The 13,283-nt window shown below is 60.8% G+C and carries 14 protein-coding genes; all 14 read left to right on the forward strand.

What is annotated here, in order from left to right; all coding sequences use genetic code 11:
* Positions 1-371: 371 nt before the first annotated feature.
* Positions 372-566, forward strand: coding sequence for a hypothetical protein (locus DWU98_RS12630; RefSeq protein ID WP_115495930.1), 195 nt, complete (start codon positions 372-374; stop codon positions 564-566).
* A gap of 118 nt (positions 567-684) precedes the next feature.
* Positions 685-1,179, forward strand: a complete 495-nt coding sequence (locus DWU98_RS12635; RefSeq protein ID WP_115495931.1) for a hypothetical protein — start codon at positions 685-687, stop codon at positions 1,177-1,179.
* 141 nt (positions 1,180-1,320) lie between these two features.
* Positions 1,321-2,007 (forward strand): cytochrome c3 family protein, encoded by a 687-nt coding sequence (locus DWU98_RS12640; protein ID WP_230474830.1) that lies wholly within the window; start codon positions 1,321-1,323, stop codon positions 2,005-2,007.
* A complete protein-coding gene (locus DWU98_RS12645) occupies positions 1,995-4,946 on the forward strand; it encodes a TAT-variant-translocated molybdopterin oxidoreductase (protein ID WP_115495933.1) in 2,952 nt (983 codons plus the stop codon). Before DWU98_RS12640 ends, DWU98_RS12645 begins: the two co-directional genes overlap by 13 nt.
* Entirely contained in the window at positions 4,943-6,310 is a 1,368-nt protein-coding gene (gene nrfD / locus DWU98_RS12650) for an NrfD/PsrC family molybdoenzyme membrane anchor subunit (RefSeq protein WP_115495934.1), read from the forward strand. The genes DWU98_RS12645 and nrfD overlap by 4 nt, the downstream gene beginning before the upstream one ends.
* Positions 6,311-6,339: 29 nt before the next feature.
* Positions 6,340-6,849: a DUF3341 domain-containing protein gene (locus DWU98_RS12655; protein ID WP_158545049.1), complete on the forward strand. Its 510-nt coding sequence runs from the start codon at positions 6,340-6,342 to the stop codon at positions 6,847-6,849.
* Between the two features lie 44 nt (positions 6,850-6,893).
* Positions 6,894-7,484, forward strand: a complete 591-nt coding sequence (locus DWU98_RS12660) for a c-type cytochrome (protein WP_115495936.1) — start codon at positions 6,894-6,896, stop codon at positions 7,482-7,484.
* Positions 7,481-8,563: a hypothetical protein gene (locus DWU98_RS12665; RefSeq protein WP_115495937.1), complete on the forward strand. Its 1,083-nt coding sequence runs from the start codon at positions 7,481-7,483 to the stop codon at positions 8,561-8,563. Before DWU98_RS12660 ends, DWU98_RS12665 begins: the two co-directional genes overlap by 4 nt.
* Positions 8,563-8,910 (forward strand): hypothetical protein, encoded by a 348-nt coding sequence (locus DWU98_RS12670; protein WP_115495938.1) that lies wholly within the window; start codon positions 8,563-8,565, stop codon positions 8,908-8,910. The genes DWU98_RS12665 and DWU98_RS12670 overlap by 1 nt, the downstream gene beginning before the upstream one ends.
* On the forward strand, positions 8,907-9,710 hold the full coding sequence (locus DWU98_RS12675) for an SCO family protein (RefSeq protein WP_115495939.1): 804 nt from the start codon (positions 8,907-8,909) through the stop codon (positions 9,708-9,710). The genes DWU98_RS12670 and DWU98_RS12675 overlap by 4 nt, the downstream gene beginning before the upstream one ends.
* Positions 9,707-10,663 (forward strand): cytochrome c oxidase subunit II, encoded by a 957-nt coding sequence (gene coxB, locus DWU98_RS12680; RefSeq protein WP_115495940.1) that lies wholly within the window; start codon positions 9,707-9,709, stop codon positions 10,661-10,663. The genes DWU98_RS12675 and coxB overlap by 4 nt, the downstream gene beginning before the upstream one ends.
* 54 nt (positions 10,664-10,717) lie before the next feature.
* On the forward strand, positions 10,718-12,334 hold the full coding sequence (ctaD, locus tag DWU98_RS12685) for a cytochrome c oxidase subunit I (protein ID WP_115495941.1): 1,617 nt from the start codon (positions 10,718-10,720) through the stop codon (positions 12,332-12,334).
* Positions 12,334-12,987: a cytochrome c oxidase subunit 3 gene (locus DWU98_RS12690; RefSeq protein ID WP_115495942.1), complete on the forward strand. Its 654-nt coding sequence runs from the start codon at positions 12,334-12,336 to the stop codon at positions 12,985-12,987. The genes ctaD and DWU98_RS12690 overlap by 1 nt, the downstream gene beginning before the upstream one ends.
* Complete coding sequence (locus DWU98_RS12695) at positions 12,984-13,283, forward strand: cytochrome C oxidase subunit IV family protein (protein ID WP_115495943.1); 300 nt, start codon at positions 12,984-12,986, stop codon at positions 13,281-13,283. Before DWU98_RS12690 ends, DWU98_RS12695 begins: the two co-directional genes overlap by 4 nt.

Consider the following 13,283-nt stretch of genomic DNA (forward strand, 5'->3'; position numbering starts at 1 on the left):
GCATCTCCGGGACATCAGGGTGCCATGGTTACGCCGCCCGCCGTCGAAAGAAGGTGTGTTTTACAGGTACGTACCGTTGACCTTATCCATGCGCTTTTTTCAGGTTGCGCGTGGCACGGTGCAGCTATGAAAACGCTCGCACGTTTATCGCCATCGTCCAGTAGAAGCAGGGTTGCCACTGCGCTGCTATGCATGAGCATGCTTGCCGTCGGCGCGTGTCACGACAGAAACCCCACAGTGCAGCAGCCTTTTGGCCCGAGCGTGCCCTCAACCTCGCCCACGTCGACTACGCCACGCCAGCCTGCTCCTAACCAAAGCGTCATCAGCCCTGCCAAGCCCGCGACCGCTTCTGTACCGGCCGGATCGCACTTATGAATCAGATCACCAATAAATATCTGGCCGATCGCGCATCGCCCTGCGATGAATGTCGCGACCGGGGCAGCTTGGTCGTCAGCAGCGACCCCGCATTGCTGGCAACGCTGCACTGGATGGCAGACGATCACTTTGTCGGACCGAAGCTGGAATCGACATTGAGCGAGTTATTGCACGACACGGAAATGATCTGACGCGCGATGCATGGCGCATGCGTGCAGGCACGTGACTTGGTGCGTTCACGGCCGGATCACGCATGCTTGAGGCTTCCTTGCGTAGCGTCGCGATGTTTCCCCGCAAAGAGACTTGCCCATGAAGAAGCGCGTAGTGTTCAGCGTAAACGACATGGCTGGCGCACGCGCCGCCATGGATCGCGCACGTGTCGCCGGTATCGCCGATGAGGATATTTCGCTAGTCGCACGCTCCGACAAGTCGGACATGGTGCCGGACGAACGCAAGATCGTCGAAGGCGATTTCTACCCGGCCGCCGCCAAAGGCGCCGCGGGTGGCGCAGTGGTCGGCCTGATCGCCGGTCTGGTGGCGGTGGCCATTCCACCGCTTGGAATCACGGTTGCCGGTGCATTTGCGATGGCTGCGGGCGGCGGCGTGCTGGGCGCGTGGTCCACGGCGCTGGCGGGCTCCGCCGTGGATGATCCGGTACGGCGTCAATTCGAAGACGAAGTGGAAGCAGGACGCATCCTGGTGGTGATCGATGCGCCGGCAGAGAACGTCGCCACCGCGCGTAGCGCCATAGCGGCAAGCGGGGCGCGGCCGTTGCCGTTCGAAAAGCCGACGGCTTTGACCTAACAGATCACTGCATGTGCGACCGCTCATCGCGCTGGGCGAACGGCGCCTGATCGATGAATCGGTCGCCCTCGACATTATCGCGGCGAAACGGCGACCGCCTATTCACTTTTGCGGCGATACGGTCCGGCGGTGGAGCGCAACGTGAGCGCACCAGGAGCATCACGCCACTCTCCGGCAACCATGGGCCAGATCTTTCCACCAAGTTTTGGGCTGTACGCAAAGCTGACTCTGCTTGGCGCGTTGCTGGTGGTTGTGGGCGCGTGCCTGGCGTGGCGGGGCGCAGTGACCGATCCGCATCGTTTGGATGAACCTGTGAGCCAGCCCGTGCCCTTCAGTCACAAACATCACGTGGACGATGACGGTATCGATTGCCGCTTTTGCCACAGCAGCGTGGAGACGTCTTCGTTCGCCGGGATTCCGCCGATTTCCACCTGCATGACCTGCCATTCTCAATTGTTTACCGACGCACCCGTACTCAAGCCATTGATAGACAGCTGGAAGACAGGCGTGCCATTGCGATGGAACCGCGTCTATCAGTTGCCCGATTTCGTCTACTTCAATCACAGCATCCACATCGCCAAGGGTGTGGGTTGCGTGTCGTGCCATGGTCGTATCGATCGGATGCCGCTGACGCGCCGGGTGGTGTCGCTATCGATGGATTGGTGTGTGAACTGCCATCGCGATCCGCAGAAATTTCTGCGTCCGCGCGAGGAGGTATTCGACCTGGCATGGCAGCCCAAGGATCAACAGACCCTCGGGGACAAGCTGGTGCGCGAGTACGGTATCGATACGCGACGCATGACGGACTGTTCGCTATGCCACCGGTAGCGGCCGAACGTATCGCCGCGCTTGCGCAACGCCGGCTTGCGGGTGCGAAAGGCCAGCGCTTTTGGCGCGCACTGGAAGAGCTTGCCGACGATGCCGAATTCAAGCGCGAGCTCGCGCACGCGTTGCCGCAATTTTCCGCGTTCGCGGCGATGGACCGGCGGCGGTTCCTGCAGTTGCTCGGCGCGTCGCTTGCGTTCGGTGGGTTGGCGGCGTGCAGTGGCCCATCGTCGGAGCAGATCGTTCCATGGGTCACGCAGCCGCCCGGCGTTACGCCGGACGTACCGCAGTTCTACGCCACGTCGCTCGCCTATGCGGGGGATGTGCTGGGCGTACTGGTGGAAAGCCGCATGGGACGTCCCACCAAGATCGAGGGTAATCCCTTGCACCCGGCCAGCCTTGGTGCAACCGGGCCTTCGCCGCAGGCTGCGGTGCTGGAACTGTGGGATCCGGATCGCTCGCAGGTGCCCCTCTATCGCGGCAACGCCACGACGTGGGATGCGTTTGCTACCGACATTCGCACATGGTTCGCATCGTTTTCCCACGACGGAAGCGGCTTGCATGTGCTGAGTGATCGCATCGTTTCACCGACGCTTCGCCTGCAGCGTGACCACTGGTTGGCACGCTTTCCCGGCTCGCGCTGGTACGAGTACGCCCCCGTCGCGCACGACAACGCCGAGCAAGGTGCGAGCCTGGCGTTTGGAGCCGCGCTCGCGCCGCGTTATCACTTCGATCGCGCCGACGTGATCGTTTCCCTGGAAGCGGATTTTCTGGGAACCATGCCGGGTCGCGTCGCGTATGCGCGTGCGTTTGCAGAGCGGCGCAAGCCGCCGCCTGGTTCACCGGGTATGAACCGCTTGTACGTGGTGGAGGCGACCCCATCGCTCACCGGCACGATGGCTGATCATCAATGGGTGCTGGCCTCTTCCGCCATCGCCTGCTTTGCACTTGAGCTTGCGCGCACCGTGGGCGTCGATGTAGCACCACGTACCAGCGCGACGCTGGAGGTGTTCGCCAAACGGTTACAGGTGTTGCAGTCCGATCTGCTCGCGCACGCGGGGAAATGCCTGGTTCTGGCCGGCGATTCGCAGCCGCCGCAGGTTCACGCGCTGGCGCACTTGCTCAACGAAAAACTGGGCAACGTGGGGCGCACGGTCGATTACGTGGCCTATCCCGACGCCGTCGACAAACGCCATACGCTGGGCGAGCTCGCTCACGCGATCGACGCGGGACATGTGCAACGCCTGCTCGTGCTTGACTGCAACGTGGCTTACAACGCGCCAGCGGATCTGTCGTTTGGCGAACGGCTCAAGCGTGTTCCCAACCTCATTCATTGGGGACTGTATGTGGACGAAACCGCGCAGCTCGCAGCATGGCATCTACCGGCGAGCCATGCGCTCGAAAGTTGGTCGGACGTGGAAACGTCCAGCGGTGTCGCCAGCATCGTGCAGCCGCTGATCGATCCGTTGTATCAGGGGCGCTCCATGCATGAGCTGCTGGCGCTGCTGATGGGCGAGCCGGTACGCAATGGCCTGGCCGTCGTGCAGCACTACTGGCGAACACAGCAGCCCGCGATGTCATGGCAGGAAAGCCTGCGCAATGGAGTCATCGCGGGCACGGGCAACTCCCTCGTGCACGCCCAGAGCCGCGCAGACGCACTGAAGGAATGGTCGCCGCCAGCGTCCTCGCCTGACGCGCTTGAATTGCTGTTTCGGCCTGATCCCACCGTGTGGGATGGGCGCTACGCCAATAATGGCTGGTTGCAGGAGCTGCCCAAGCCGCTGACCCAGCTCACCTGGAGCAATGCGGCGCTGGTCAGCCCGCAGCTGGCCAAGGAATACGCGCTTTCCAATGGGGAGGTGATCACGCTCGAATGCGAGGGACGAAGCGTCCAGGCGCCGGTGTGGATCACACCCGGGCAGGCTGCGCGCAGCATCACCGTGCACATGGGGTATGGACGGACGCACGCCGGACGTGTGGGCGACCAGCTTGGCTTCAACGCATTCGCGCTGCGCACATGGTCACAACCGTGGCTGATGCAAGGCGTGATGGTGCAAAAGACCGGTCGATCGGTGGAGCTTGCAAGCACGCAGATGCATTTGCGCATGGAAGACCGCGAGCCGGTGCGAAGCCTTACGCTGGTGCAGTTGATGGCCGATCCCCGCGCCGCGGAAGAGGGCGACAAAACGCCACCCACGCTCTATGCCGAGCAGCCGCAGGGTGACTATTCGTGGGGTATGACGGTCGATCTCAATGCGTGTATCGGTTGCAAAGGCTGCACGATCGCCTGCCAGGCAGAAAACAATATCCCGGTGGTCGGCGCCGATCAGGTGCTGCGCGAGCGCGAGATGCACTGGATACGGGTGGATCGCTATTACTCCGGCGCGCCCGAACACCCTGTCACACGTCATCAGCCCGTGCCATGCATGCACTGTGAGCACGCGCCCTGCGAACTGGTTTGCCCGGTCGGCGCGACGGTGCACGATTCGGAAGGCTTGAATGTGCAGGTCTACAACCGCTGCATCGGTACGCGCTTTTGTTCCAACAACTGCCCTTACAAGGTGCGGCGATTCAACTTCCTGCAGTTCAGCGATCTCACCGCGGAAACGCTGAAGGCACAACGCAACCCCGACGTTACCGTGCGTAATCGCGGTGTAATGGAAAAATGCACGTATTGCATCCAGCGCATCGAAAGCGCGCACATCAATGCCGATCGCGAACAGCGTGCCATTGCCGATGGCGAGATCGTTACCGCGTGCCAGGCAGCCTGTCCCACGCAAGCCATCACCTTCGGCAACCTGCGCGACGAGCACAGTGCAGTGAGCCGCATCAAAGCGTCGCCACGCAATTACGATCTGCTGGAGGAGCTCAATACACGCCCGCACACCAGCTATCTGGCGCATCTTCGTAATCCACACCCCGATCTGGAGGACGAGGCATGAGTACGCCGGGTCAGGTCGCGCCCACGGATAATCGGCTGCTGACGAGCGCCCAGACGTATACCACGATCTCCGAGAAGATCGGCGTATTGACGCTGAGCCCGCGTAGCCGGCCCTTGTGGATGGCGGCGTTCGTGTGCTCGCTGCTGCTTACCTTGATGTTTGCCGCTGGTGTCGGCGAGTTGTTCGAGAAAGGCGTGGGCATCTGGGGTATCAATATCCCGGTCGCCTGGGCGTTTGCGCTGATCAATTACGTATGGTGGATCGCCATCGGCATGGCCGGCACATTCATTTCCGCCGCGCTTTATCTGACGCGGCAGGCGTGGCGCTCTTCGCTCAATCGCTACGCGGAGGCGATGACGGTATTCGCGGTATCGGTTTCGGGGCTGTTTCCGATTTTTCATCTCGGCAGGCCGTGGTTCTTCTATTGGGTAGCGTTCTATCCGAACCGCATGGGGCTGTGGCCGCAGTGGCGCAGTTCGCTGGTGTGGGATTTTCTGGCCATCCTCGCCTACCTTGCCGTGTCGATCATGTATTGGTACGTGGGGTTGTTGCCGGATCTGGCTACCCTGCGTGATCAGGCCCCAACACGCGGCAAACAGGTGTTCTACGGTCTGCTGGCGCTCGGTTGGCGTGGCGAGGCACGGCACTGGAAGCGCTTTGAGAGTTTGAATCTGGTGCTGGCCGGTCTGGCGGTGCCACTGGTGTTTTCCGTGCACAGCATGGTGGCCTTGGATTTTTCCGAAGCCACGCTGCCTGGGTGGCACTCCACCTTGTTTCCGCCGTTCTTCGTGGCCGGCGCGTTTTTCTCGGGTTTCGCCATGGCCTTGGTGCTGGGCATTCCATTGCGTCGTTGGCTCGGGCTGGGCGACATCATCACGCTGAAGCATCTGGACAATCTTTCCAAGATGATGCTCGCCGCGGGCTTGTTTGTCGCCTACAACTACGTGGTCGAATTCTTTATGGCGTTCTACAGCGGCGATCCGTACGAGATGGCCGAAGTGAAGGACCGACTGGTCGGGCCTTATGCATGGGTGTTCTGGACCGTTATCGCCTGCAACGTGATAACCCCTCAATGTTTGTGGTCGCCGCGCATCCGCCGTTCGCCTGGAACATTGTTCGCGATCTCGGTGCTGGTATTGATCGGCATGTGGTTCGAGCGCTTCATGCTGATCGTCAACAGCCTGTTTCGCACGTATTTGCCTTCGAGCTGGGGCATGTTCTACCCCACCGTATGGGATCTGGTCTTCCTGTTTGGCTCGATCGGCCTGTTTCTGTTTTTGTTCGTGCTGTTCGTGCGGCTGCTTCCGATCGTGGCGATCTATGAGATGCGCAAGCTGATCCATAAGCGCGAGGAGCCCGGCTGATGTCCGCCGAAGTGGCATGCTACGGATGCATGGCTTTTTTTGATACGCCAGATGCGCTGGTCGATGCGGTGCGCGCGTTACGCAAGGCCGGTTATGAAGGTGTCGAAGCGTACACGCCATTCCCGCTCGAGGCATTGGGCGAAGCACTGGGCATTCCCGGCAATCATGTGTCGCTCGGCGCTTTCATCGGTGGCCTCATCGGCGGCGTAGGTATGCTGGCGATGCAGTATTTCTCGGCCGTGTTGCATTATCCGATACGCGTGGGGGGGCGCCCGTTCGCGAGCTGGCCGGCATTTATCCCGCCAGCACTGGAAGTCACGTTCCTGCTCGCGGCGGCCGGTGGTGTCCTGGCGATGCTGCTTGGTAACCGGCTGCCGACGTTCTATCACCCGGTTTTTCACATCGATCGATTCGAGCGTGCCAGTCAGGATGCGTTCGTCCTGGTGGTGTGTTCGCACAGTGCGAAGCGCGATGACGCGACGTTGAAGAGCCTGTTGCAGGCACTTGGCGCGGTGCAGGTGGATGAGGTGCCGGCATGAACGCGCCGGTTGGAAGAACGCGACGTGGTTACGCACGAGCATGCATGCTGTGCTTCGGGTCGGTCGTCATGCTTGCGGGCTGCGAGCGCGCGATGCACGACATGTACGCGCAGCCCAAGTACAAGCCGGGGGCGTCAAGTCCGTTGTTTGCCAACGGCAGTGCGGCAAGGCATCCACCGGACGGCAGCCTGCCGGCAGCAGAGGGTGAGCGTGCTGGTCCATCGAGCGGGCGACTGGGGCGCATCGTCACTTCGCCCGCGCAAGCCGGGGAAGGCCGCTCTTATCCGGTCACCATGGCGCTGCTGCAACGTGGCCGCAATCGCTACGACATTTACTGCGCCGCGTGCCATGGTTTGACGGGGGCGGGCAACGGCATGATCGTGCAGCGTGGTTTTCCACGTCCGCTGCCCTATACGGATGCGCGGCTGGTGCGGGCATCGGATGACGATCTGCAGCGCGATATCCGCAACGGTTATGGCCTTATGTATCCGTTTGGCGATCGCATCGATACGCATGATCGCTTGGCAATCGTTGCCTATATCCGCGCTCTGCAATTGAGCCAACACGCGCCGGTCAAGCGCCTTGCGCCGCAAGACCTCAACGCATTACGCGAAGGAGGCGCACCGTCACGATGACGCGCAGCGCGGCATTTTCCATCGGTGCATCCGTTGCGGCGCTGGTGCTGCTGGTGCTGGGCTTTTGTTTTGCGGTCGGCCATCTTCGCCACGCATTGCTGGTTTATCTCGCGAGCTGGTTGTTCCTCTTGGGCATGGTGCTGGGAAGCATGTTCCTGCGGATGATTCATGTGCTTACCGGTGGCGAGTGGGGTGTGCGGCTTGGCCTGGCGTGGACGGCGGCGACGCGCTTGTTTCCCTATGCGGCCATCGGTGTGGTGCCGTTGTTGATCGGCATGCATGCGGTGCTTCCCTGGCTCGATCCGCATGCGGTGGTGGATGATCCTTATCTCGACGCGCAGCGCTGGTACCTCAATGCGCCGGGATTGATCATTCGCACGGTGGTGTTGTTCGTCGTCTGGGCATGCTTGGCCTACGTCCTCACGCGGCGTCCCGCCAGTGATGGCGAGGCCGTACGACCGGGCTTCGCGGCGGGCGGACTCGTGGCGATGTTGTTGACCGTTACGGTCACCGCGGTCGATTGGGTGATGTCGCTGGTGCCCCATTGGCATTCCACGGATATCGCATTGTTGCTGTTTACCAGTCAGTTGCTGGTCGCCTTCACGCTTTCGGTCGTGGTTTACCTGGTGCGTGATGCGGTGGCGACTGCCACGCCCGCGCAGGTCTTGCGCGACTTCGGCAACCTGATGCTGGTGATGGTGTTGGGGTGGGCCTATGTCAGCTTTATCGACTACCTCACCAGCTGGGTCGCCGATCTGCCGGCCGAGACCGCATGGTACGTGCCGCGCCTGCTCACCGGATGGTGGTGGTTTGGCGTCGCGGTGGCGTGCCTGGGTTTGGGCATTCCGTTTTTTTTGCTGCTGATGGGCAAGGTCAAGTCATCGCGCTACGCGCTATGTGCAGTGGCCGCCATCAGCCTGGTTGCGCAATGGATCAACCTGATCTGGCTGGTGCTACCAAGCGGGGCGATGCATGGCGTGGCATTGCGCTGGACCGATCCGCTGATTGTCATCGGTCTGCTTGGATTTTGCGCAACGCGCTATGTCACGTGGTTGCAACGATGGCCGGGCGGTGAGTGATGAGCAAGGGACACGAACCCCATCAGGTCGAGGCTGCCGCGGTCTACAAACTCGGCACGCTGTTCGTGGTGCTGCTGACCTTCATTCTGTGGCTGATGTATGTGCTGTGGGAACACGTGCATCCGTGGACGCTCACCCTGCCGGCCGAGGTCATTCCACCGCAGCCGCGCCTGCAGGTGTCGGCGCCGGAGGATCGCGCCACACAGTACCGATTGCAGGCACAGCAGCTGGAATCGTACGGATGGGTCGACAGCGATCATCGCGCGGCGCACATCCCGATCGAGCGCGCCATGACGCTGCTGACATCGCCGCAGCATGCGGGCCATCCACGGAGTGGATCGCCATGAGCGGGTTCAAACAGGCGCTGCTGCTGCTGTTGTTGGGCGTGTACGCAGCCCATGCAGGTGCCACAGCGCCGCCGCCCCCACGCGATCTGAATGCCCGCGCGGGCTTTGATCAGAACCTGGGCGCGATGTTGCCGTTGGATACGATGTTCACGGACGCCGCCGGCACAAAGGCCAGCCTCGCGCATTGGATGGACGGCCATCCCACGCTACTCATGCTTGGGTACTTTCGCTGCCCCCATTTGTGCGATGTTGCGCAGCAAGGCATGGCGCATGCCATCGCAGGATCGGGGCTGCGGCCAGGCAACGACATGAGTGTGCTGTTTGTGAGCATCGATCCGCGCGATACGCCTGTCGAGGCCATGGCCAAGCAGACGATGATCACGCGCATGCAGGGCGATGCCAACGCAGCACACTGGCACTTTCTGCTGGGGGATGCCGCATCCGTCGGGGCTTTGTCACGCGCCATCGGTTATCACTACTTCTACGACGCGCGCCTGGATCAGTACGCGCATCCTGCTGGCCTGGTGATCGCTACCGCGCAGGGCACGGTGAATCAGTACCTGATGGGCGTGAATTATGTACCGCAGACGCTGCACCTAGCCGTGGTGGCCGCGTCCCATCACACGCTCGGCAGTATGGTCGATCAGCTGGTGCTGCTGTGCTGCGGGTACGATCCTGCGACGGGGCGCTACACGGTCACCATCACACGCATCATGCAAGGTCTTGGCATCGGTTTCGTAGCCTTGTTGTTGCTCATGTTCACGCTGCTGAAGCGGCACCGTCCGGATGGAGCGCCATGAGCCTGTCACTGCCGGAGGCGTCCAACTTCGCGGTGCCGATCGACCGCATGTTCAACGCGATGCTGGTGCTGTGTGGGGGCGTGACGCTGGGCGTATTCGTGGTGATGTTCTGGTTCTGCATCAAATACCGGCGCGGAAGCGATGCCAACCGCGAAGGGCGCCACAGTACGAAAATGGGGCTGGAATTGAGCTGGATGCTGATTCCGTTCCTGTTGTTCGTCGGCATTTTTGCGTGGAGCATCAATCTGTGGACGCTGTTGCGCAGGCCGCCTGCGGGCGCCATGCCGGTCTACATCGTGGCCAAACAGTGGATGTGGAAGGTGCAGCACGTCAACGGACGGCGTGAGATCGACACACTGACGGTACCGCTGGGTGTGCCCGTGCGCCTGATTATGACCTCGCAGGACGTGATCCACAGTTTCTACATACCGGATTTCCGCGTGAAGCAGGACGTGGTGCCCGGGCGATACACCGCATTGTGGTTCGTCGCCACACGCCTGGGCAATTTTCCCTTGTTCTGCTCGGAGTATTGCGGGACCGATCATGCCGCGATGACCGGCACGGTGAAAGTGGTTTCGCGCGAGGATTATCAGAAGTGGCTCAAGGCGAGCACGGCGCTTCCGCCAGCGGAACAGGGTAGGCAGTTGTTCGTGCAATTTGGCTGCAGCGGTTGCCATGATCCTGGCTCAGGCATCCGTGCGCCCGTTCTGCGCGGCGTGTATGGCAGCACCGTAACACTGGCCGATGGGGTCACCGTGACCGCGGATGATCGCTACCTGCACGACGCCATCGTGCTGCCGGCCACCCAGGTGGTGGCCGGTTATGCGCCGATCATGCCGACGTATCAGTCGCGCATCGACGAAGAGGACGTTTTGCTCTTGATGGCCTACATCAAGTCGCTCGGTCCGCAAGCGTCACCTGCCCAAACCGGAGTTACACATGCGCAGCGTTAGTTTTCGTGGTGTTGCCGCCATGCCCACGCGTGGACATGGCAGTGGGAGAGTGTCATGAATGCAGCGGTCACTAGCGCCGACGCCGAATCGATGGGTTCGGGCTACCTGGTGGAGGGTGGGCGAACGCTCTGGTCGTGGCTGAGTACGCGTGATCATAAGCGCATCGGGATTCTTTATGCCGTGGCGATTACGACCTTCTTCTTTATGGGGGGCGTGGCGGCCACGCTGATTCGCTTGAATCTCATTTATCCCGATGGTCGTATGCTATCGGCCGAAACCTACAACAAGACTTTCACCTTCCACGGTGTGGTGATGGTGTGGTTTTTCCTGATTCCATCGATCCCTGCGACGCTTGGCAATTTTCTGCTGCCGCTGATGATCGGCGCGCGCGACATGGCGTTTCCACGCCTGAATCTGTTCAGCTGGTATCTGTACATGGTCGGCGGGTTGTTTACGGTGGCGGCGCTGCTGCTTGGTGGCGTGGATACGGGGTGGACGTTCTACACGCCGTACTCGACGATGTTTTCCAACTCCAACGTGATTCTGGTGGTCGTCGGCGTCTTCGTGGTCGGCTTTTCCAGCATACTCACCGGCTTGAACCTGATCGTGACCACGCACATGATGCGCGCGCCAGGCATGCACTGGTACCGGTTGCCGTTGTTTGTATGGGCCATGTACGCCACCAGCGTGGTGATGATGCTGGCGACACCGGTGCTGGCGATGACATTGTCCTTGATCGGCTTGGAACGCCTGGCCGGCGTGGGCATTTTCGATCCGGCATTGGGCGGCGACCCGATTCTGTTTCAGCATTTCTTTTGGTTCTATTCGCATCCGGCGGTCTACATCATGATTCTGCCGGCGATGGGCGTGGTCAGCGAGCTGATCTGCAACGGGGTGCACAGGAAGATTTTCGGCTACAAGTTCATGGCGTGGTCGATGCTCAGCATTGCCTTCATCGGCTTCCTGGTGTGGGGACATCACATGTTCGTGGCCGGGCAGTCGATGTACGCGGGCATTGTCTTCTCGATCCTCAGTTTCGTGGTGGCGGTGCCATCGGCGATCAAGGTATTCAATTGGTTGACCACGCTTCATAAGGGCACCATCGATTTCCATGCGCCGATGATTTATGCGCTGGGCTTCATCGGCTTGTTCACGCTAGGAGGCATGACCGGCCTGTTCCTGGCCGCGGTGGCATTGGATGTCAACCTGACCGACACCTACTTCGTGGTGGCGCATTTTCATTACATCATGGTCGGCGGTTCGGTGATGGCTTACTTGGGTGGTATCCATTACTGGTGGCCGAAGGTGACTGGGCGCATGTATTCGGAGACCATTGCCAGGATCGCCGCGGTGCTGATGTTTGTGGGATTTAACCTGACATTCTTCCCGCAATACATCCTTGGTTATGAGGGGATGCCGCGGCGGTATCACCAATATCTGCCGCAATTCCAGGATCTGAATATCCTTTCTTCGATAGGCGCCTGCGTTCTTGCCATTTCTTATTTGATGCCGCTGTTCTACCTTGGCCATTCGCTTTTTCGCGGCGAAGCTGCCGGGCCGAATCCGTGGCAAGCAACCGGGCTTGAGTGGACTACCTCTTCACCGCCGCCCGAGCACAATTTTCATGAAACGCCCGTGGTCACCCACGGTCCCTACGAGTATTGCGACTGATGAACGCTTCCGTGCCCGACGCCGCGGTACAGCAGCAGTTCGACGACGCGCCCCAGCAGAAGGACGCCGCTGTGCTGGGCATGTGGGCCTTCATCGCCACGGAGGTGCTGTTCTTCGGTGTGCTGTTTGCAGCGTACGTAGTCTGCCGCTTCCGTTTTCCCTTGGCATTCGTCGCCGGTAGTGCGCGCCTGGATTTCCCAATGGGCACGGCGGAAACGGCGATATTGCTGACCAGTGGCTGCCTCTCGGCCATTGCGTTACGACAGATACAACTGGATAAAGCACGCCAGAGTGCGGTGCTGCTGCTCGTGACCGCGTTGCTCGGCATCGCCTTCCTCGTCTTGCATGGCATGGAGTATCACGACGAATTCAAGGAAGGCCTTATCCCAGGCATCCGCTATCTGGAGAACGGGCCAGGCGCACACGAGATGGAACTTTTTTTCAGCCTGTATTACGTGACCACGGGTTTTCACAGCTTGCACGTATTGATCGGCGTGGTGCTGCTGCTGATCATGGCGGCGCGTACGTGGCGCGGCACATTTGGCGCGCACTATCACACGCCGATCGAGATCACCGGCCTGTATTGGAGTCTTGTCGACATCGTGTGGATTTTCGCCTATCCGGCGTTCTATCTGGTGGGAGGCGCAGGATGAGGCAATACGACATTCCAACGCTGCGCTCCCAGCTCATGGTATGGGCTGGCTTGCTGATCCTGTTGGCCGCTTCGGCCAGCGTGTCACGGCTGGCGTTGGGCTGGTGGGTACTTGTCATCACCGCCACCGTGGCCATGGGGCAGGCGCTGCTGGTGCTGGTGGTGTTCATGCGGTTAAAGAGAGCCCATCCGGCATTGCGGATGATCGCCATGCTGGCCTTTGCGTGGCCGGTGTTGATGGTGGTCTTGACGCTTGGTGATTACCTTACGCGCTCGCTGTTGCACTCGCCCATGTAA

Origin of the sequence: Dyella monticola (genome assembly GCF_003363155.1) — a bacterium.
In the GTDB taxonomy this organism is placed as follows: domain Bacteria; phylum Pseudomonadota; class Gammaproteobacteria; order Xanthomonadales; family Rhodanobacteraceae; genus Dyella_B; species Dyella_B monticola.